Below are 20333 nucleotides of genomic sequence, written 5' to 3' on the forward strand. Positions count from 1 at the left end.
CGGTTTCGCGTGCACGCGGAGTGAACCCTGACATGTGCGGATGCGTCAATGCACTTCACCGTCGGCCCAATTCTCGGTTCGCCGTTCCGACGCTCTCACCTGGTCGTGGAACGCGGCCCACCTCTGGACGGAGGATGAAAATTTCACGCCGATCGCCTATGAGGAGAGCTCGAAACTTTCGGGCTGGGCCGGCCCCTGTGACCTCCGAGGTCCGCTCCCTATATGGCCTTGGAAAGGACAGGATGAATACCGGGGGAGAATCGAAATATTTCCAATCGCTATTGACACCTTTCGGAGCGCTTTCCACACTGGACTCCGGGCGGGCCCTCGGCCTCCGCTCCAACGGTGATGAACACACAGTCCGTCGGTTTCTCGCAGATTCGAGGCTTTCTGCGGATGTCCATAACAGTGGCGTTCATATTCTCAGCGCCGCGAACGCCTACGCGGGCGCGCAATCGCCATCCGCTGCCGTCACCTCTGCCCGCCGCCGGTGGCACCGCCACCACTCCGACGCTCGCCTGCACCGCCACCTGACCGGCCAAAGCCCGGGCGACGACAAGCACTCGCGACCGCGCTCGAAAGGACATCATATGAAACGAAGGCTCAGAGCCATCCTGGCGGCGATCGCCCTCTCGCTGGTCGCCGCAGGCTTACTCTCAGTGAACGGGCCCGCCAACGCGGCCTCGCTGACCCAGGTGACCAACTTCGGCACCAATCCCACGAACCTCAACATGTTCATCTACGTGCCGGACAAGGTCGCGGCACGGCCGGCCCTGCTGGTCCTGGTCCACTACTGCGGCGGTACGGCCGGCGGGATCTTCAACGGCAACGGGCACGACTTCGTCACCGCGGCCGACCGGTACGGATACATCATGGTGCTGCCCGAAGCCACCCGCTCCGAGAAGTGTTTCGATGTGTCCACGGCGGCCGCGCTGCGGCGCAACGGGGGCGGCGACTCGACCGGAATCATGTCGATGGTCGCGTACGCCCGCCAGCGTTACAACGTCGACCCCGGGCGAATCGTAGTCAGCGGCTACTCCTCCGGCGCGATGATGACCAACGTCCTGGCCGCCCAATACCCCGATGTGTTCGCCGCCGGCTCGGCGTTCTCCGGCGTACCGGCCGGGTGTTTCGCCACCACCAACGGCTCGCTGTGGAACAGCCAGTGCTCCGGCGGGACCCTGATCAAAACCGCGCAGCAGTGGGGCGACCAGGCCCGCGCCATGTTCCCCGGCTACACCGGAAGCTATCCGCGGATGCAACTGTGGCACGGCACCACCGACACCACGCTCGCCTATCCCAACTTCGGGGAAGAGATCAAGCAGTGGACCAATCTGCACGGGTTGGGCCAGACCCCGGGCTTCACCGACCACCCGCAGTCGAGCTGGACGCGGACCCGGTACGGCACCATCGGCACCCAGGCCACCATCGAGGGAATCAGCATCGCCGGTGTCGGTCACCAACTGCCGATGGCCGGTCAGGTCGCCTACGCCATCTCGTTCCTCGGCCTCGATCGAGGCACCGACAGCACGCCTCCGACGGCGCCGGCGAACCTGACCGCCTCGGCGGTCGGCGCCACCGGCGCCAACCTGTCGTGGACGGCCTCCACCGACAGCGGCGGCTCAGGCCTGGCCGGGTATGACATCCTGCGCGCCCCCGGCGCCACCGGCGGCACGTTCACCCAGGTCGGCACCGCCGCCGGGACGACGTTCACCGACACCGGGCTGACCGCCGCCACCACCTACCGCTACCAGGTCAGATCCCGCAACGCGGCCGGGGACGTCTCCGCACCGTCCAACACCGTCCAGGTCACCACCGAAGGTGGCACCACCACCGGCGCCTGCACCGCGGTGCCCACGGTCCAGACACAATGGGCCACGGGGTACGTGATCCAGCCGGTGACCGTCACCAACACCAGTACCAGCACGATCACCAGCTGGGCCGTGACCTTCACCCTCCCGGCCGGGCACACCCTGACCGGATCGTGGAACGCCACCGTCACCACCAGCGGCCAGACCATGACCGCCAAGAGCATCGGCTACAACGGCATCCTGGCACCCGGAGCCACCACCACCTTCGGCTTGCAGGCCGGCCGACCCAACGGCGACGCCGCACTCCCGTCCGGCTACACCTGCACCACGCCCTGACCCGCCCGCGACGGGTACGGCTCCGGCGCGAGCCGTACCCGCTCGGCCCGTTGCCACTGTCCAGCCCGGTGCAGGCCACGGCGGCGAGCAGCGGCGCAGGGGCACGGCTGATCGACGGGCGCGGTGCCGAGGCACGCGATCCGCCGGCCCGGGACAAGGCCGGCATTTCTCTCCGGCACTTCCTGCCGCACACCGCCTCTGACACCTCGCGCACCGCATCGAGACCGACCCCATCGAGACCGGGCGCTCGGCAGTGGCGGCTGGAGCACCTTCCGCAGTATCAGAAAGCCCTTCCCTGGCCGCGGCGCGAAGCGCAGGTAGCCGACACCTCCGCTCTCCTTTAAAACTGTACCGGTTGGCCGGTATAGTTTCCTTCGTGCCACGTCCCAGTTCGAAAGAGCGGCTGCTCGACGCCGCAGCCGAGGTACTGCTGTCCAAGGGGGCCGAGGCCTTGACCCTGGAAGCGGTGGCCCGGCAGGCAGGCGTGTCCAAGGGCGGCTTGTTCTACCACTTCCCCACCAAGCAGGCGCTGGTCGCCGGCATGGTCGACCGCCTGACCAACGCCTTCGACCAAGCGCTGGCCGAGGTGGGTGCCGAGCCGGGCGACTTCCTGCGCGCTTACCTGAACGCGACGATCCCCGAACACCACACCGCGACCAACGCGCCGGCCGACCAGGTGACCGCCGCGCTGCTGGCCGCGGTGATCGTGGACCCGGCGGGCCTGGCGCCGCTGAGAGAGCGGTTCGCCGCCTGGCAGGCCAGATTGACCGACGACGGCATCGATCCGGCCGCGGCGACGGCGGTACGGCTGGCCATCGACGGCTGGTGGGCGGCCAGGCTTCTCGGGCTCGGCGAACCGGACGCGGCACTGCACGAACACACCAGGCGCTACCTGATGGAGGCGATCGACCGTGCTACGCGCCACTAAAGCGTTGATGCTATTCACGGATCTGGCGTTCGTCGGCTACTTCACCGTCACCGGGCTGGGGGCGATCCCGCCCGCATGGGCGTTCGCCGACTACACCAACCCGGTGATGGCCGACTGGAACTGGTCGTTTCTCTGGATCGACCTGCTGGCCAGCGCCACCGGCCTGGCCAGCCTGTACCTCCTCCGCCGAGGCTCGCGGTCGGGTCCAGGCCTGATGCTGGTCTCGCTCGTGCTCACCATGGCGTCCGGCTTGATGGCGATCGCGTTCTGGACCCTGCGCGGCGACTTCTCCCTGACCTGGTGGCTGCCGAACCTCTACCTCATGCTCTTCCCGATCCCCGCGATCGTCTGCCTGACGCAGCCGCGACCACAAGTCACCGCCTCATGAGGGACGGCAACGGCCCGATACCGGAACGGCTCGGGGCCTGCTTCGTCACCCTGCTCGGCTTTCCGCCGTGAAGCGCCCGTGCGCGCCGAGGTCCCCCAGCCGGTCGAGCGCGGCCAGCCGGATCGTCCCCGGCCGCCGGGCGGCCGGGGACGATCCGCGCCCCGCGCCCCGCCCCGGCCCCCCCCGCGGCCCCCCGCGGTGTCCCGGCCGCCAGCAGCATCCAGTCGGCCTGCGCCAACCAGCCCTTCGCTCGGACCCTATGGCCTGCGAGGCGATCGAGCCGCAGGCCGGCGACCCACCGATACGTCTCGCTGCGGATCAGGGTGAAGGGGCCCGGGCGGGTCCCTCGGCAGTATGGAAGGCGGGACTCCACTCAGGTAGCGCCCTCGGGGTGAGCAGCGCGCGCGATGGACGTGGGACGGCGGCGTGCTCAGGAACCGGGGCGCTTCTGGGCGGTCATGGAGATCGAGGTGACGGATTCCGCCTCCGGCTCCGATCGTGGTCAGCCTGGAGTAGTACCGGGGTGCGACTGCGGTCGCAGGCAGAGATCATCACGAGTGGGGACGGGGACGGCCGCCCGTGCCGCCAGGATGGAGATCGTTCCACGACCTCCCCCAAAGGAAAAGACGCATGTCGCCGATGAACGGCAAACGCATGGCGGTCGCCACGCTCGTCGCCGCGGGCCTGTTGTCGCCCGGCCAGGCAAGCGCGCAGGCGCGGCACGAGGAGCCCGCCGGAGTACGGCAGGCGCTCGACGCGACCGTAGCCGCCGGCGCCCCCGGCGTCCTGGTCCGGATCGACGACGACCGCGGGACCTGGATCGGTACCAGCGGGACCGCCGACCTGGACACCCGGAAGCCCATGCCGCGCGAGGCCCGGTTCCGCGTCGCCAGCCTGACCAAGAGCATGGTCGCGGCAACCGTCCTGCAACTGGTCCAGGAGGGCAGACTGAGTCTGGACGAGCCGATCGGCAAGCGGCTACCCGGCCAGATCGACGGCGGCGACCAGATCACCGTGCGAGAGCTGCTGAACCACACCGGCGGACTGCTCGTGGAGAAGGTGACCGGCCATGAGCTGAGCACCGAGCTCGACCGCAGGATCTTCCGTCCGGCCGGGATGACGCGCTCCTACCTGCCCAAGACCTGGGACGGCATCCGCGGCCCACACGCCACCGGCTACCACCTGCCCACGGGCGCCGACCCCGGCCGGCCGGGCAGGTGGGACTCACCTGCGGAGAGATATGGGGCGCGACCGGCTCGATCCCCGGCTACCAGACCTTCAGTTTCGCCGACACCACGGGCAAGCGCCGGATGACGCTGTCGGTCAACGTGCAGCGCAACGATCCGGCGGTCGCCCACATGCTGCTGGCCGCCGTCGACGCGCTCAACCGCTACTTCTGCGGTGAGCCCTGCAAACTGCCGGATGGGGTGCCTGCGTGAGGATCGGCCTCAGCGGCGTCCGAGGACCTGGACGCTCGCGTTGAGGCACTCGCGCCGATCCAAGCCCCCGCCACCACGGACCGTGCTGCCAGCAAAGCAGCCACTGGTCCGCCTGGCGGTCTATCTGGGCACCCGGAAATGCTACCCACCGGTACTGACGTCCAACTCTGGTGGACCTGGCCGCTGTGCCCCCGGGCAGCTCCGGGGGCCGACGCCCTGCTCAGCACCGGCTACCGTGACCTGGGTAGGACTTTCCGGCGCCGTGGCGATGACCGTGCACGCGATCTGCTCGACGGCCAGTGTGGACAGCTCGCGGGCCGGAGTGGACAGGGTCACCGCCAAGTGGCCGGACCGGCGGCCCCGCGGGGGGGTTACCGCGAACGGGCCGGCTTCGCGCGGGACGTCGGTGGTGAATCCGTGCGCCTGTTCGCTCGCGGTGGGTCCGTCTGCCAGGAGCGCGAGCGCGTCCGCTGGGGGCAGTGGAGGACCGGGCCGCGTCACCATGCCGAGTCGGCCGTTCTTCACCAGGTAGATGGTGATCGTGGCTAGTCTGACGGGTCCGCTCGGCGGGTCGCCGGCGGGGATGGCGTCGCTGGGTTGCACGCCGCAGCCGGCCACGGCGATGAGGGATACGAGGCCCGCGGCGAGCATGCGGCGGGCGAGCCCGGTCCTCACTCGGGGCCTCCGTCCGGATCGTGTGCCCAGCGCGGCAGGCGCAGTGTGAAGATGGCGCCGCCGTCCGGGGCGTTGGTGACGGTGAGGTCGCCTTGGTGCAGGCGGGCGTTCTCCCGCGCGATGGCGAGGCCGAGGCCGCTGCCCTCGGACCTGGCCCTGGTCGCGCTGGCCTTGTAGAACCGGTCGAACACGTGGGGCAGCACCGCTTCGTCCAGCCCGGGTCCGTGGTCGCGGACCTCGAGAGCGATCCAGTGCGGATCGGCGGAAAGCCGTACCGACACCGGTGGCTCGCCGTGTCGCAGGGCGTTGCCGACCAGGTTCGCGAGGATGACGTCCACTCGGCGCGGGTCCAGCCGGGCCGTCACCCCGGCGGGGAGCTCGACGTCGACCGAGTCCGACCAGCCGCGGGTGCGCAGGGTCGCGCGTACCAGCTCGGCCACGTCGACCTCGTTCAGCGCGAGGGCCGCGACGCCGGAGTCGAACCTGCTGATCTCGATGAGGTCGTTCACCAGCCCTGTGAGGTTGAGCGTCTCCTGGCTGACCAGCCTGGCGGCCCGGCCGGCCGGCTCGGGCAGTCCGGCCGCCTCCTCGTCGAGGACGTCGGCGACCGCGGCGAGCGCGGCCAGCGGGGTGCGCAGCTCGTGGGACACGTCGGCCACGAACCGGCGGGCGTCGGCCTCCATCTCGCGCAGCTGCTTGACGTGCCGTTCCAGCTCCGCGGCGGTGTTGTTGAACGTGCGTGCCACCTCGGCCAGCTCATCGGAGCCGCTGACCGCGATCCTGGTCCGCATCTCGCCCTCGCCCAGCAGGCGCGCCGCCCGGCCGAGCTCGCGCACCGGGCGCAGCACGCCCCGGGTGGCCAGCAACGCCAGCACGACCGCGAACGCCAGGGCCACCCCGCCGATGAGCCAGGCGGACGTGGCGAGCCCGTCGATGCTGCGCTGTTCGGCGAGCAGGCTGCGCGCGGCGTAGACCTCGATGCCGGACACCCGCGTCGTCCGGTCCGGCTCGGTGATCAGCAACGGCGCGCCGACGATCAGCCAGGGCACGTCGTCCTGCCGCACCACGCGTTGCCACGCGATCTCGCCGCGGGCCACCTCCCGCCGCAACTCTGGAGAGACCACCGCGAGATCCAAGGCCAGCACCGTCCCGCCCGGCTTCCAGCGTCCCGGCGGGGCGACCGGCGAGTGCATCTCGCGGTAGATGGCGACCGCGTACTCCACGCTGTTGTGGTCGGGCACGGCGGAGGCGATGTCGTCGAGCTCGTCCGGGCCCGGCGCCGGACTCCGCAACGGGTAGAGCGCCTCCAGGCGGCTTCTCATCGTCTGCACCGTCGCATCCTGAGCGCGCTGCAGGATTTCGTTGCGGGCCTGAACGTAGATCCCGCCGGCCACGGCCGCCGCGGTGACCACACACAGCAGGGCGAACGCGAACAACAGCCGGGTACGCAACCCCAGGCTCAGCCGAGGTTCCACCGGCGGCTCACACCGGCCCGAACCGGTACCCGAACCCACGCACCGTCTGCACGTAGACGGGCGCCGCCGAGTCGTCCTCGATCTTCGCGCGCAACCGCTGCACGCACGCGTCCACGAGACGCGAGTCGCCGAAATACCCCTGCTCCCACACCGACTCCAGCAGCTGCTGGCGGCTGTGCACCCGTCCGGGCGTGCCGGAGAGCTCGAGCAGCAGGCGCAGCTCGGTCGGGGCGAGGCTGACCGGCACGCCGCGGTTGGCGACCACCAACCCGGCCCGATCGATGGTCAGGTCCCCGTGCCGCTCCAGCTCCGCCTGGTCCCGGCTGATCCGCCGGAGCACCGCGCGAATGCGCGCCTCGAGCACCCTGGGCTGTACCGGCTTGACCACGTAGTCGTCGGCGCCCGCCTCCAGCCCGGCCACCACGTCGATGTCGTCGCCGCGCGCGGTCAGCATGATGATCGGCACCTCACGGGCGGCCCGAATGCGGCGGCAGACCTCGAACCCATCCATACCAGGCAACATCAGATCGAGCACGACGACGTCGGGAAGGTCCGTACGCAGCCGCTCCAGCCCCTGCTCGCCGGACTCCACCGCGCGCACGCGGTGCCCATGCCGGGTCAGGGCCAGCTCAAGGCCCTCCCGCACGGCCGGGTCATCCTCGATCAACAACACTCGCGACACGCCGCCGAGTTTCACCGCACGCTCCGTAACTCGCCCGCCGGTCAACACCATCCACTGTCGACCAGCCGTGTCCCCGCCTCGTCCGCGCCGTGTCATGGTTGTGTCACGGTTGCGCCTACGGTTGGCCTACGGTTGCGCCGCCGGTCGCCTACGGTCGCCGTCGTCGACAAACGGTGACATACGGCTGACAACGCACGCACATCCGGCGCCAATCGTAGTCGCCATGAATGAACCACGCACCATCCCACCTCGGCCCCGCGACCGGCTGTTCGCCGCGGTCACCCTCGTGCTCGCCGTGCTCCTGCTCCCCCCGGCGTTCCTCCGCCATCCCGGCCGCGCCCGCGAACTGGCCTGCCAATGGGCGTTACGGCTGCGATTCCCCGCCGAGGACCTCACCGGCCTCACCGACGGCGCCCTGGCAGCCTTCACCGCCGCGCGCACCCAGGCACTCTGGCGCCACCGCCAGCTCATCGGCCTCACCTCCGGATACCGCGACCCCCTCCTCCAGCAACGCATGTTCGACGAAGAGGTACGCCGCTCCGGCTCCCCCACCTCGGCACGCATGTTCGTCCTGCCACCGGCGGAATCCAGCCACGTCAAAGGCATCGCCCTGGACGTACGCCCCCACGAAGGCGCCCGCTGGCTCGAGGAACACGGCGCCCGCTACGACCTCTACCGCATCTACGACAACGAATGGTGGCACTTCGAACACCGCCCGGACCGCGGCGGCATACCACCACGACGACGACCCCACCCCGGCTTAGCCTACGTGGCCGAGAACGGGGGCCAGCTGTAGCCCAGGTTCGGGTCCACCCATGTGCGCGATGGGGGGATTGATCGGGTGCCCGCCTTACGGGCGTTGAGGGGACCCGGTGTACGGACTGGCGCGGTCCGCTCGCCGGCGTACGGCCTCGTCGCGATCCCGGAGATTGCCTACGCCCGGCTCACCCGCGTGATCGCATCCGCCTTCGACCTGGACCGCATCCTGACCTCCATGGCCACCGCTGGACTGCGGGCCGCCCTCTCACTGCGGCGGATGAAGCTCCTCAGCAACAACCCCTCTCCCCGCGGATCGCCGCGCTCATCACCTCCGCCGAGGCGGGAAGCATCCGCCCAGTGATCGACACCGTCTATCCGATCACCGGCCCCTGGCACGGCCCGGATCAACAGGTCACAGATCGCCCCGGTCGATCAGAGGCGGAGGCGGAGGCGGAGGCGGAGGCGGAGGCGGAGGCGCGGGCGGAGGCGGAGGCGCGGGCGGAGGCGCGGGCGGAGGCGCGGGCGGTTCTCGGGCCGCCTACCGCCACCCGGTGGTGGCGCCTTCATGGGGGCCCGGCGGCCCGTCCACGACAGTGCGCCGGCTGAAGCGCACCCGGCCGGAAAAGGCTCCCCGCAAACCGGTGGCCGGCCGCGGCCTCGCTGCTCTTCGGAGCGCGTGGATCACGAAGAGCAGCGAGGCGTCCGGCGGGCGTCACACAGGAAGGGTGTCAGCCCGTGTAGTCGGTGGCATGGGTCTGGCCGCTCGGCCACAGATACTTGCCGTGGTCGGCCGTCGTATAGGTGCGGTTGCCGTCTCCCGTACGGGCCTGGATGAGGTTGCGGCGCCAGGTGGAGCCGCGCGCCGATCCGCCCCAGATGTTGCCGTACAGGAAGCCGTACAGCTGCTCGAGCTCCGCCGAGAAGACGTTGTCGGTGACGGTGATGTTCGTTGCGTTGTTGGTCACGCCTATGGAGAGCGCGTAACCCCAGCCGGAGACGTAGTTGTTCGTGACCGAGATGTGGTCGTACACGCCGCTGCCTTGCAGGGCCAGGCCGTTGGTGTTGCCCAGGGAGGCCAGGGTGTTGTGGTCGACGATCATCGGACCGCCGTTGCCCTCGCTCTGCGGGCCTATGCCGTCATGGTGGTAGACATCATGGGATGTGTCGGCCATGTCGTGGATGTAGTTGTTCGTCCAAGTCGACGGGCGGCCCGGGAAACCCGTCACCATGATCATGCCCGCGTTGCCCCAGATGTCGTTGTGATCCATGACGGCCACGGCCTCCTTCATCGTCGTGGCCAGCTGCCAGGACTTGTCGAAGGGCGTGCCGGGCTTGGAGTGGGACGACGAGACGGTGCCGTCGTTGCCGGGAGGCATCGCGTAGGAGTTCGGCTTGAACGTCGAGTACAGGAACTTGATGTTGTTGTCCGAGTAGATCTGGACGAGGTTGTCGTTGGGGTTGGTGCCCTCGAACAGACAGCCGACGAACGTGAGGTTGTCGCCGTAGATCAGCACCTTCAAGCCCAGGAAGCGCTTGTAGGAGATGACGCTGTTGTCCGGGAACTCCAGCCTCAGCGCTTTGCCGGCGCTCATGCCCGGCGCGTAGTCGGTGAGCTTGCCCGGGTACGCGCCCAGGCCCAGCCCTCCGGCGTTGGCCGGCGTGTTGGCATAGCCGGTGTTCGAGAAGTCCGGCCAGTAGCCGGAGCCGTCGTTGGGCCGGGCGTTGATGGGGCTGACGGCCACTTCCGCCCCGCGTGTGCGGAACTCGCTCGGGACGACGCTCGTGGAAAGGGCGGCTGCGAGGAAGGCCAGGGCGAGGGCGGCGGAGAGACAACTCCGGGCGAGCGAGCGCGCTAACGGGAAGCGGCGCCGGTCGTCCATGCCATGGCGATGTGATGTGTTGATCTCGTGCTCCGATACGGTCGGTTACCGACTCACGCCGTCCAGCGGCAGAGGCGGTGCTTCTGCATCAGGTAGTGGTCCGGGAAGCCCCGGCGTTACCGGCGATCTATCATGATCACACTGTGCAGGACTTTCCTCCCGTCGCGCCGGGATTCTGATAATTCGGGCGAGCCGTAACTACCTGGCGACCGGTGCTGGACAACAGAACGCCCAGATCAGGCACCCCGACAGGGGCGATACACCCAGTGAGATGATCGTCGAGTCGCTGGGGCTCGATGTGCGGGTGATCCTGAACGGTCAGGGCCGGGTGAGGAAGCCTGCCAGGGCGCCACGGCTGCGCTGGAGATCGTCAATGCGCTCGTCCATGGCCTGGAGCTCGCCGTTCAGAATCTCCCAGAGCTCGGCACACCACTCGAAGTCCGGCCGCTCGCCGCGCACGCACGGCAACACCACGCGGATCACCTCGGTCGACAGGCCCCCCTTGAGCAGCGCGCGCACCTGACGCACCGTGACCACGGAGTCCTCGTCGTAGAAGCGATAGCCGTTCGCGCCGCGACCGGCCTCCAGCACTCCCTGTGCCTCGTAGTACCGCAGCAGCCGCGTGCTGACCCCGGTGCGCCGGGACAACTCACCGATCAGCATGCGCCGGCTCCACTCCCAGATTGACCTTGCCATTGATGTCAAGCCTTAACGTCGCCCGGGAAACGCACATTCCGTACGGCTGGAGCGTGTTATGTCTTCTTTCGTTGTCCAACGTGACGGCCGGGTGGCCGACGCCATGGACCTTGCGCCGCTGGCATTCGCCGGATATGCCCACTTCACCGCCATGCAGGTGCGCGGCGGCCAGGTCCGTGGGCTGGATCTGCACCTGGAAAGGCTGCGGACGGCCTCCGCAACGCTGTTCGGGCGCGCGATGCCCGACGACCGGGTACGAGCCCTGTTGCGGGCGGCCGTCCAGGCCGGACCGGCCGACCTCTCCCTGATGGCCACGGTGTTCTCTCCCGCGGGTGAGTTCACGCCGGCGGACGCCGAGCCCGAGTTGCTCGTCCGTACCGGTCCAGCGGCGTCCGGACCCCCGGGGCCGCTCGCGCTGGCGGTGGTGGAGCATGAACGAGTGCTTCCGGCGGTGAAGCACGTTGGGGAGGTGGCCAAGACGTACTATCTCCGCCAGGCCGTCGCGGAGGGCTTCGACGACGCCGCCTTCGTCGACCGCCGGGGCCGGCTCAGCGAAGCGTCGATCTGGAACCTGGCCTTCTGGGACGGGACGGCGGTGGTGTGGCCAGAAGCCGAGATGCTGACCGGAACCACGATGGGCATCGTCCGCCGGCAACTCGACCGGCTCGGGGTTCCCCAGCGCGTTCAGCAGATCCGGCCCGCCGACCTGCCGGGAATGGCCGGGGCCGTGGTGATGAACTCGTGGACGCCGGCCGTTCCAGTGCGTCGGATCGGCTCCGTGCCCCTGCCCGACGCGCCGGCCTTCGAGGCGGCCCTGCACCGGGCATACCAGGCCGAACCGCTCACCACCCCGTAGCGGCGCAGGGGGGCGTTCCTAACCTTGGACGGTCGGGCGGATGGTGACCTCGCCGATCTCGACATCCCTGGGCTGTTCGATGGCGAAGGCGACAACGCGGGCGACGGCCTCCGGCTCGATGCCGAACCCATCCATATTGCGGCGGACCTCCTCACGGACCTGAGCGTCGTCGATCGAGCCGGTGAGTTCGGTACGGACGAAGCCCGGCGAGATCGCCGTCGTCCGCAGCACGCCATCGGTGGACTCCTGCCGAAGGCCTTCCAACAGGGTGCGTACGGCGTTCTTCGTCGCCGCGTAGACCGCCTGCGTAGGCACGATCTTCAGGCCCGACGTCGACACCGTGGTCACCAGATGGCCGTGGCCCTGCTGGCGGAACACCGGCAGAGCGGCGGCGATGCCGTACAGCACTCCCCGCAGGTTGACGTCGATCATCGCGTCCCAGCCGTCGACGTCGAGGTCGCTCACGGGGCCGATCCGGGCGATGCCGGCGTTGCCCACCAGCACGTCAAGCCGCCCGAACTCCGCCACGGCCTGGCCGACAAGTCGCTCGAGGTCCCCGCGCCGGGTGACGTCCGTGGCGCAGGCGATGGCGCGTCCACCACGATCGCGGATGTCCCGTGCGAGGTGGTCAAGGCGTTCTGTCCGGCGCGCGCCGAGGACGACCGCCGCCCCACGCTCGGCGAGCAGGCGTGCCGTGGCCTCACCGATGCCACTGCTCGCTCCGGTGATGGCGACGACCTGGCCCTCGATGGCAGTCATAGGAATCCCTTCAGATAAAGTGGACACGTGTCCGCTCAACTCAAAGCTACCGGACACGTGTCCGCTTAGCAAAGCAGGGAATCGATGAACCCCACCGGGCGCCGAGCCGACGCCGCCGACAACCGCGACCGGATCATCCAGGCCGCACGAACGGTCATCGCGAACGCGGACGAGATCAAGCTCAACGCGATCGCCAAACAAGCAGGGGTCGGGCAGGGCACCCTCTATCGCCACTTTCCAACCCGGGAGGCGCTGCTCATCGAGGTCTACCGGGAGGAGGTCGACGAGTTGGTGGCGGTAGCGCCGGCACTGCTCGGCGAGCACGAGCCGCTCACGGCGCTGGCTCGCTGGTTCGACCGGGTCGTCGACTACGCGCAGGTCAAACGCGGGGTGTTCGCCGCCGTCGAAGCGTCGGTGTGGCAGGGCCTCGCGGCGCACAGCTTGGGCCCGATCGGTGACGCGCTGACCACCCTCCTCGACGCCGGCAAGGCCGACGGAACCATCCGTTCCGACATCGACGTCCGCGACGTCATTCTCCTCACCGGCTATCTGACCCGCCTCGAGGAGAGCGAGTGGGACGCCAGAGCCCGGCACCTGCTCCACGTCGTTCTCGACGGGGTGCGCTCTCGCGAATGACCGCGAAAGCCATGCCCGGCAAGGCATGACCGGGCACCCGTGACTACGGGTGTCGCGCAAACGGTCATGCCTCGGCGAGCAGGCGGCCCACGCCCGCCTGGCTGAAGGCCTCCCGGCCGGCCAGTGCGATCGCGCCGAAGATGCCCGCGTCGGCGCCGAGCTGGCTCGGCATGATGATGAGCTTGCGCGTCGCCAGCGGCAGCGCCTGTTCGTACACCGCGGCGCGTACTCCGGACAGGATCTCGTCCTGCAGCTCGCTCAACGGGCCGCCGAGCACCAGCGTGCGCGGGTTCAGCGTGTGGATCAGCATCGCCACCACCTCGCCGATGTCGCTGGCCGCCTGGCGGATCCGGTGCAGCGCGCTGGTGTCGCTGTCGGCCACCAGACGGGCCAGCTCGCGCGAGGCGTGCAGCCGGTCGTCGTACGAGGACGGCGTGATGCCGAGGTCGGCGAGGACCGCGCGATGGCTCGCCACGGCCTCCAGGCAGCCGGTCTTGCCGCATCGGCAGACGACGTCGCGGCGCGTGGGCGCCCGGATGTGCCCGATGTCGCCGGCCGCGCCGTCGGCGCCGCGATGTACCGAGCCGTCGGCCGTCACGATGCCGGCGCCGATGCCCGACGCGACCTTGATGAACAGCAGGGGCGTGTCGGCCATGTCCTGGGTCGCCTCTCCCAGGGCCATCAGGTTCACGTCGTTGTCGACCGTGACCGCGGCGCCGAACTGCCCACGCAGGTAGTCCCCGACGGGATAGCCGTCCCAGCCGGGCATGATCGGCGGGCGTACCGCGCAGCCGCGCTGGAAGTCGACCGGTGCCGGCAGGCCGGCGACGACGTGGCGTACCCGAGCAGGATCATGGTCGTGCTCGTCCAGCATCGAGCGCAGCCGCTCGGACACCGCCTCCAGCAGCTTCTCGGGACCGCCGTCGACGGACATGTCGACGGTGTCGCGGGCGATGACGGTGCCGCTGAGGTCGGCGATCGCCAGCTGGGTCGCGGCCACGTCCACGTCGGCCACGGCGATGGTGCCGGCGCGCGGGCTGATGGTGAGCGCCCGGGGCGGCCGCCCGCGTACCGACTGGCTCGACTCGGTCTCCTCGACGATGCCGAGCTCCTGCCGCCGTCGGCGACCATGATTGACTTCGTGATGCGCCTGCTCACCATGCTCAACAGCCCCACGTACTTGTTGACGTCGGCGCGGAAGGTCGGCGCCGTCACCGACAGCGCCGCGACCACCGTTCCGGTGGCGCCGGTCAGCGGGATGGCCACGCTGAGATAGCCGACGCGGGTCTGCTCCCGCTCGATGGCGTAGCCGGCCTTGCGCGCCTGCTGGATCTCTTGGGCGAGCAGCTTGGGCGCGGTGATCGTACGGGGCGTCACGCGGGCCAGCGAGGTGGCCACGACGTCGCCGAAGAGCGCCCCCGGGCCGAAGGCGATCAGGGCCTTGCCGGTCGCCGTGCAGTGCAGCGGCATGCGTCCGGCGATGCGCGACGGCCTGGACACCTGGCCGTGACCCGACACCTTCTCCAGGTAGATCACTTCCAGCCCGTCCAGCACCGCCAGATGGATGGTCTCGCCCGTCGCCTGGTAGAGATCCTCCATGAAGGGCCGCGCCGCGTCGCGCAGAATCCGCTGGCGCGGCACGCGCTGCCCGATCTCGAACAGGCGCATGCCCAGCCAGTACTCGGAGCCGCGCCGCTCCAGCAGGCCCCATTGCAGCAGTTCCTGGGCCAGCCGGTGGACCGACGCCTTGGCGACGCCGGTGCGGCGGACGATCTCGGACAGGCCGAGGCTCTCGTCATCCGGGCCGAACGCCTCAAGGATCAGCCGAACCTTGCCCAGCACGCTGTTCGCCGACCCGTCGGGCTCGGCCGGGGAGGCGATCGCCACCGGCTGGGGTTCACCGTCGGCATCGGGGACAGAGAGGGGAGACGACGACGGGTAAATAAGGGACATTGGGTGATAATCAGGCCAATGTCCGGTTTCGTTCAACGGGACTGTTCCGGTGAGCGAGACAGCCCCGCGTGATTCTTCTCAGCGCCGATTTCGACGGTCTCGAACTACCTGTCCCCCGCGCAGTGCACCGGGCTGGGCCACCATCGGACACACGCATCACGCCCGCAGGTTGATCCCCCGGCTGATCGGCGCACAGGACATACCTCAGCCCCGAGGGCCTTTGCCCATAGAGGTACCCACCACGGCGACCGGGCACGGAGCGTGCTGGAGAAGCGAGGCGATCATTCCGAGATGGTCAGCCCTCTTGCGACCGGCCACGATGAGCGCCGGCGTCTCGCGCGCTTCCTGAACTCTGGAGACGACGTTCGGATGGCTCTCCTGCCAGGTCTGAGGTTCGGCGGTGGTGACCAGGGCGAGCCGGCGCATGTCCGCCTCGCCGGCGGCGAACTCCAGGACCGAGGCGGTCGGTTCCTTGTCGGCGACCACGATCGGTCCTGGATGCGCGGGGGCGGGCAGCGGTCCTGGTCCGCGTACGACGATCACCGGGCATTCGGCGTGCGCGGCGACGTATCGGGCCACCGAGCCCACGAGGGCTCCGGGCAACCCGTGCAGCCCTCGCGAGCCGACCACGACGATGGCGGCGCCGCTGGACAGTTCGACGAGCCGCTGTGCCGCCGGGCCCTCGTACAGGTCGGTCTCGATGCCGACGACCGAACTGGTCGCGCGGGCGCAGTCGGCACCGTGCCACAGTACGTGGTCGGCGGCCTTGCGCAGGTGGTTCTTGGTCTCCTCGTCGGCTTCGCCGTAGGGCCACTGCCAGGCGTGGGCGACGGTCAGCGGGAGTCTTCTGAGTTCGGCCTCGTCCAGCGCCCAGTCGAGGGCCTGCACGGAGAAGTCCGAGCCGTCGTAGCCGAGCACGATGTGGTTCATGGCAGTTGCCTCCTTACAGGCGGCGGTGCCGCCATAACAGATGCTGATCCGGTCGTCTCCGACGGAGAGCCCGCCTCCTCACGCGCGCGCTTTGCCTGCCACGCCTTGTGCGCGGTGTCGGCCAGGATCATGATGGGGATCGCCATCGCGGCCAGGGCCCATCCCGCGGCGGGTGGGAAGGCGCCGCCGAGCAGGTGCGAGATGGGCGGCAGGCCGAGGAAGGCCAGCAGCAGCACGGCTTCGACGGCGATCGCGCCGAGCAGCAGGGGGTTGGTGCGCCAGCGAATGCGCCCGATCCAGCGGGATTCGCTGCGGCAGGCGAAGGCGTTGGCGAACTGGCCCAGCACGACGGCGGCGAAGGCCGTACCGGAGGCTGCGGCGAGCAGGCCGAGGCTCGGGGCGGTGCCGACCTGCCAGCCGCCGAGCAGCAGGACGCCGATGAACGCGCCCATCTCGGCCAGGGCCTGCGCGGGCCCGAGCACGCCGAAGACGCGGATGAGTAGCCGCCGGTCGATGAGGTTTCCGGTGCGGGCGGGGCCGTGCATGGTGCGCGGGTTGGCCGGTTCGGCGCCCAGGGCGAGGGCGGGCAGCAGGTCGGTGCCGATGTCGAGGGCGAGCACCTGCAGCACGGTCAGAGCCAGCGGGATGGTGCCGCCGGACAGCGCCCAGATGGCGAACGGGGTGAGTTCGGCGACGTTGTCGGTCAGGTGGTAGGTGAGGAAGCGGCGCACATTGGCGTAGGTGGCCCGGCCCAGCTCGACCGCGCCGACGATGGTGGCGAAGTGGTCGTCCAGCAGCACCAGGTCGGCGGCCTGGCGGGCGACGTCGGTGCCCGACTTGCCCATGGCGATGCCGATGTCGGCCTCGCGCAGCGCCGGCGCGTCGTTGACGCCGTCACCGGTCATCGCCACCACGTGGCCGCGCCCGCGCAAGGCTCGGGCGATGCGCAGCTTGTCCTCGGGCGTCACGCGGGCGATCACCACGCCGTCGTGGTCGAGCAGCTCGCCCAGTGCGGCATCGTCGGCGGGCAGCTCGGCCCCGGTGACCACCAGCTCGTCCGGGCCGAGCAGCCCGACCTCGGAGGCGATGGCGCGGGCGGTGCGCGGATGGTCGCCGGTGACCATGGCCAGCTTGATCCCGGCCAGGCGGCACTTCCCGATCGCCTCGGCCACATCCTCGCGCGGCGGGTCGTACAGCCCGACCAAACCGAGAAGTTCCAGCTCCGACTCCTCGGCCGTGCGGCCACGCGCGACGGCGAGCACCCGCAGACCGTGGTCGCTCATCCGGGCCAGCGCCTCATCGGCCCCGGGTACGACCCGGCACAGTGGCAGCACGGCATCCGGTGCGCCCTTCAGATGCAGCCCGCCGTCCACCAGGACGGAGGCGCGGCGCCGTAGCGGATCGAACGGGAAGCGCCGGGTGACCTGCCCTTCCACGTCAGCACCAAGACGCAGCGCCTCGACGTGCAGGGCCACCTCCATCGGGTCGCCCACGGGCTTGCCGCCGCTGAGGCGGCCGGTGGAGCTCAGCACCGCCGTGCGCATGACCTCGGCCGGTGAGCTCGACGGCGCCCACACCTCGGCCACGGTCATCTCGTTGCGGGTCAGCGTGCCGGTCTTGTCGGTGCAGATGAACGTGGCCGAGCCGAGCGTCTCGACCGCTTCCAGGTGGCGTACCAGAGCATTGCGGGCGGCCATCCGCTGGGCGGCGCGGGCCAGAGACAGCGTGACGGTCGGCAGCAGCCCTTCGGGCACCAGCGCGACCGTGACCCCGATGGCGAACAGAAAGCCCTGCCCCGGCTCCATCCCCAGCAGCACCGCCAGCCCGAAGAACACGGTGCCGACCGCCACCGCGATCCCAGCGACGATCTTGACGATCTTGCCGAGCTGGACGGCCAGCGGGCTGGGCGGCCTGATCGCTTCCCGGGTGAGCTTGGCGATCGCGGCGAGCCGGGTACGCGCCCCAGTGGCCACCACGACGGCCTCGGCCTCCCCCTCGACCACGAACGTGCCCGCGTAGGCCGGGCCACCCTCCCGTGGCCGGGCGGGACGGCTCTCCCCGGTCAGCATGGACTCGTTGACGGCCAGCGCATGCACCTCGGCCACCTCCAGATCGGCTGAGATCCGATCCCCCGCCTCCAGCAGCACGACGTCCCCGACCACCAGCTCAGCCGCGCCGATCAGCATGCGCCTGCCGTCTCGCCGGACCACCACGTTGGCCGGGATCAGCTCCCGCAACCGCTGCGTGGCCCGATCGGCACGGTACTCCTGGGCGAAGGCGAAGCCACCGTTGAGCACCACGACCACCGCGATCGCCACGGCCAGCTGCGGCATCCCGGCCAACGCGGCCAGCGCGGCGGCGCCCCACAACAGCAGAGCGAAGAAATGCACCATTTCGCGCAGCAGCAACACCACAGGCGAGACGTGGCGAGCCGCAGGCAGGGCGTTCGGGCCGGCGGCGGCCAGCCGCTCCGCCGCTTCGACGGCGCTGAGCCCGCAACGGGATTGCGACAGGATGGTCATAACCACCACTCTTGCCGCGGCTCCCTGCGTTGGGCAGGGACTTTCGGCACCAACCCACGGGCCGTCCGGCACTGCCTGTGACGCCCGGCCGTCCCCAGAAGCGAGCTGTTCTCGGACCCCGGCCGATGCCGCCTCATCTGCGCCGGCCATTGGCCGGTCCGTCCGGGACTTCCTGCGAGACCGGCCCGTACCCCCGGTTTGGGGCGGCGCCGACACCGGAGATCGCACGCCGTATACCAAGCCGTATAGCAAGGGGAACCCCGCGTGGCGGGCCTGCGTCCGGCTCAGGGCGTACTTCAGAGCGGGCGCCGCGTCGGCGGATCCGTCGACGCCGGCCGGGATCGGCCTCTTCATCGTCGACCTCCTCCGAGCGGTGGGCGCGGGCGGGACCTAGGCTTCATCCGCCCGCGCCTAGCCGGACGTCAGTGCTCGACGGCGATCCGCCGGCCTTCCGCCTTCTTGCCGTCGGCCAGCCCCACACTGACCTCCAGGACGCCGCCGTTGTAGGTGGCCTTGACGTCATCCGTCTTGGCCGCGGCCGGCAGCGTCACCGATCGCGACAGCGACCCGTAGGAGAATTCCGATCGGTGCGCCTCGGAGACCTTGCGGGTCCTCTCTGCCCGGATGTGGAGTACGCCGTCACCCATGGTGACCTCGACGTCCTTGTCGGGGTCGATTCCGGGCAGCTCAGCGCGCAGCACGTACCGGCCGTCGGCGATGTAGTCCTCGACCCGGACGATCTGTCCGAACGGCCGGAACCCGAACATCGGGCTCTCCATCCACTCGAACAGCTCCGGGAACGGGAATCTGACGTCCCTACGCTCTGGCAGGTTCATCACAGCCTCCTTGTGTGGTTCCGATTCCCACACCTTCAGGACACACCCGGTGGCGCCTCGCCCCCAGAGACCGAAGTCCCTTCCCCTCAGGGGCGATCGGACCTGTTTTGCAACAGCGGCGAGCCCGTCACAGCGGCGGAGTGAGCACGGCCCGGCTGCGCCACAGCCATGCTCGAACATCCAGGCGTGCCGCCTCGGCGTCGTTCAGCGCCCCAAAGGGCCTGCGTGATCACGTCCATGCCTCCACGTAGATGGCGACATTCGCCCCGGCGGCCACTGTCGCCGTGGCGTCCTTCCAAGTCGGCCTCATCACTGTCACCTCCTTTCCCCCGGGCATCCGCTCACCGGATCTGTGCGGCCAGTGTCTTTGGTCCTGCCACCCGGGGACGTTCGCCGCTGTCGCACAACGGCTGCGGGCGCCCACCATGTGCTTGTACCGTCTTATGGAGGTGAGCCGATCATGATCGGCGGACGAATGGTCATGGAGTCGTCGGCGCTCGACGTCGAACTGCTGTCGTTGAAGAGGCGGGTCGAGAAGCTGGAGGAGCTGGTCCGGACGCTGACCGCGGCAAACCTTACGCTCGTCCGGATCGTGGAGAACCTGCACCCCGCGTCAGCCGGCGTGGCTCCGAGCGACTGAGCGCAGGTCGCGTCCTCGGAGCGGTGTAAAAGCTCGACGAGGTAGGTGCCGTGGGTTGATCTTAAGCGGCCACCGTTACGGACGTCGAGTCGCTCGCTGGGGTGGCCTCTGGGTGAAGCTGGGTGGGCGGCT

General features: G+C 69.7%; 21 protein-coding genes and 1 pseudogene. 11 read left to right on the top strand and 11 right to left on the bottom strand.

Annotation, left to right across the window (positions count from 1 at the left end; genetic code table 11):
* Positions 1-590: 590 nt before the first annotated feature.
* From LDL49_RS33255 to LDL49_RS57340, 5 genes are all read left to right on the top strand, one after another.
* The gene (locus LDL49_RS33255; RefSeq protein ID WP_225296961.1) at positions 591-2147 is read left to right on the top strand and encodes an extracellular catalytic domain type 1 short-chain-length polyhydroxyalkanoate depolymerase; all 1557 of its coding nucleotides are present in this window, start codon (positions 591-593) and stop codon (positions 2145-2147) included.
* Positions 2148-2523: 376 nt separating this feature from the next.
* On the top strand, positions 2524-3075 hold the full coding sequence (locus LDL49_RS33260) for a TetR/AcrR family transcriptional regulator (RefSeq protein ID WP_225296963.1): 552 nt from the start codon (positions 2524-2526) through the stop codon (positions 3073-3075).
* A 7-nt stretch (positions 3076-3082) separates the two neighbouring features.
* The gene (locus tag LDL49_RS33265) at positions 3083-3463 is read left to right on the top strand and encodes a DUF5360 family protein (protein ID WP_225296965.1); all 381 of its coding nucleotides are present in this window, start codon (positions 3083-3085) and stop codon (positions 3461-3463) included.
* 630 nt (positions 3464-4093) lie between these two features.
* Entirely contained in the window at positions 4094-4777 is a 684-nt protein-coding gene (locus LDL49_RS33270) for a serine hydrolase domain-containing protein (RefSeq protein ID WP_225296967.1), read from the top strand.
* The gene (locus LDL49_RS57340) at positions 4774-4902 is read left to right on the top strand and encodes a hypothetical protein (protein WP_263655782.1); all 129 of its coding nucleotides are present in this window, start codon (positions 4774-4776) and stop codon (positions 4900-4902) included. The genes LDL49_RS33270 and LDL49_RS57340 overlap by 4 nt, the downstream gene beginning before the upstream one ends.
* Before the next feature lie 141 nt (positions 4903-5043).
* Here LDL49_RS57340 and LDL49_RS33275 read toward each other — a convergent pair whose 3' ends face one another.
* The 3 genes from LDL49_RS33275 to LDL49_RS33285 are packed head-to-tail and all read right to left on the bottom strand — an operon-like array spanning position 5044 to position 7734.
* Entirely contained in the window at positions 5044-5577 is a 534-nt protein-coding gene (locus tag LDL49_RS33275) for a hypothetical protein (protein ID WP_225296969.1), read from the bottom strand.
* On the bottom strand, positions 5574-7052 hold the full coding sequence (locus tag LDL49_RS33280; protein WP_225296971.1) for an ATP-binding protein: 1479 nt from the start codon (positions 7050-7052) through the stop codon (positions 5574-5576). The genes LDL49_RS33275 and LDL49_RS33280 overlap by 4 nt, the downstream gene beginning before the upstream one ends.
* Before the next feature lie 7 nt (positions 7053-7059).
* Entirely contained in the window at positions 7060-7734 is a 675-nt protein-coding gene (locus LDL49_RS33285; RefSeq protein WP_225296974.1) for a response regulator, read from the bottom strand.
* Between the two features lie 223 nt (positions 7735-7957).
* On the opposite strand from LDL49_RS33285, the gene vanY-N reads away from it, so the two are divergent.
* Together vanY-N and LDL49_RS33295 are read left to right on the top strand one after the other, a co-directional pair.
* Positions 7958-8530, top strand: coding sequence for a D,D-peptidase/D,D-carboxypeptidase VanY-N (gene vanY-N / locus LDL49_RS33290; RefSeq protein ID WP_225296976.1), 573 nt, complete (start codon positions 7958-7960; stop codon positions 8528-8530).
* A 320-nt stretch (positions 8531-8850) separates the two neighbouring features.
* Entirely contained in the window at positions 8851-9099 is a 249-nt protein-coding gene (locus LDL49_RS33295) for a hypothetical protein (protein ID WP_225296978.1), read from the top strand.
* Between the two features lie 122 nt (positions 9100-9221).
* Here LDL49_RS33295 and LDL49_RS33300 read toward each other — a convergent pair whose 3' ends face one another.
* Together LDL49_RS33300 and LDL49_RS33305 are read right to left on the bottom strand one after the other, a co-directional pair.
* Positions 9222-10373: a hypothetical protein gene (locus LDL49_RS33300; RefSeq protein ID WP_225296980.1), complete on the bottom strand. Its 1152-nt coding sequence runs from the start codon at positions 10371-10373 to the stop codon at positions 9222-9224.
* A 318-nt stretch (positions 10374-10691) separates the two neighbouring features.
* Positions 10692-11036 (bottom strand): MerR family transcriptional regulator, encoded by a 345-nt coding sequence (locus LDL49_RS33305; RefSeq protein ID WP_225296982.1) that lies wholly within the window; start codon positions 11034-11036, stop codon positions 10692-10694.
* 91 nt (positions 11037-11127) lie between these two features.
* Between LDL49_RS33305 and LDL49_RS33310 the strand changes: the two genes are divergently transcribed.
* The gene (locus LDL49_RS33310) at positions 11128-11925 is read left to right on the top strand and encodes an aminotransferase class IV family protein (protein WP_225296984.1); all 798 of its coding nucleotides are present in this window, start codon (positions 11128-11130) and stop codon (positions 11923-11925) included.
* A gap of 18 nt (positions 11926-11943) precedes the next feature.
* On the opposite strand, the gene LDL49_RS33315 is transcribed toward LDL49_RS33310, so the two are convergent.
* Complete coding sequence (locus tag LDL49_RS33315; RefSeq protein ID WP_225296986.1) at positions 11944-12684, bottom strand: SDR family oxidoreductase; 741 nt, start codon at positions 12682-12684, stop codon at positions 11944-11946.
* An 84-nt stretch (positions 12685-12768) separates the two neighbouring features.
* Between LDL49_RS33315 and LDL49_RS33320 the strand changes: the two genes are divergently transcribed.
* Positions 12769-13320 carry a TetR/AcrR family transcriptional regulator gene (locus LDL49_RS33320; protein ID WP_225296988.1) on the top strand — a complete coding sequence of 184 codons (552 nt, stop codon included), beginning with the start codon at positions 12769-12771 and terminating at the stop codon, positions 13318-13320.
* Between the two features lie 64 nt (positions 13321-13384).
* On the opposite strand, the gene LDL49_RS33325 is transcribed toward LDL49_RS33320, so the two are convergent.
* Positions 13385-14335, bottom strand: a complete 951-nt coding sequence (locus LDL49_RS33325) for an ROK family protein (protein ID WP_225296990.1) — start codon at positions 14333-14335, stop codon at positions 13385-13387.
* Positions 14336-14449: 114 nt separating this feature from the next.
* Between LDL49_RS33325 and LDL49_RS57345 the strand changes: the two genes are divergently transcribed.
* Positions 14450-14596, top strand: a complete 147-nt coding sequence (locus LDL49_RS57345; RefSeq protein ID WP_263655784.1) for a hypothetical protein — start codon at positions 14450-14452, stop codon at positions 14594-14596.
* On the opposite strand, the pseudogene LDL49_RS59355 reads toward LDL49_RS57345, so the two are convergent.
* The 4 genes and pseudogenes from LDL49_RS59355 to LDL49_RS33345 all read right to left on the bottom strand — a co-directional run.
* Positions 14545-15273 (bottom strand): annotated as a pseudogene (locus tag LDL49_RS59355) (IclR family transcriptional regulator); the annotation flags it as partial. The gene LDL49_RS57345 and the pseudogene LDL49_RS59355 sit on opposite strands and share 52 nt — an antisense overlap.
* 204 nt (positions 15274-15477) lie before the next feature.
* The gene (locus LDL49_RS33335; RefSeq protein WP_225296993.1) at positions 15478-16203 is read right to left on the bottom strand and encodes a universal stress protein; all 726 of its coding nucleotides are present in this window, start codon (positions 16201-16203) and stop codon (positions 15478-15480) included.
* On the bottom strand, positions 16200-18725 hold the full coding sequence (locus tag LDL49_RS33340; RefSeq protein WP_225296994.1) for a cation-translocating P-type ATPase: 2526 nt from the start codon (positions 18723-18725) through the stop codon (positions 16200-16202). Before LDL49_RS33340 ends, LDL49_RS33335 begins: the two co-directional genes overlap by 4 nt.
* 422 nt (positions 18726-19147) lie before the next feature.
* The gene (locus LDL49_RS33345) at positions 19148-19561 is read right to left on the bottom strand and encodes an Hsp20/alpha crystallin family protein (protein WP_225296996.1); all 414 of its coding nucleotides are present in this window, start codon (positions 19559-19561) and stop codon (positions 19148-19150) included.
* A 460-nt stretch (positions 19562-20021) separates the two neighbouring features.
* Here LDL49_RS33345 and LDL49_RS33350 point away from each other — a divergent pair, with 460 nt between their 5' ends.
* Positions 20022-20201: a hypothetical protein gene (locus LDL49_RS33350; RefSeq protein ID WP_225296999.1), complete on the top strand. Its 180-nt coding sequence runs from the start codon at positions 20022-20024 to the stop codon at positions 20199-20201.
* Positions 20202-20333 lie beyond the last annotated feature (132 nt).

Origin of the sequence: Nonomuraea aurantiaca (assembly GCF_020215705.1) — a bacterium.
Taxonomy (GTDB): Bacteria; Actinomycetota; Actinomycetes; order Streptosporangiales; family Streptosporangiaceae; genus Nonomuraea; species Nonomuraea aurantiaca.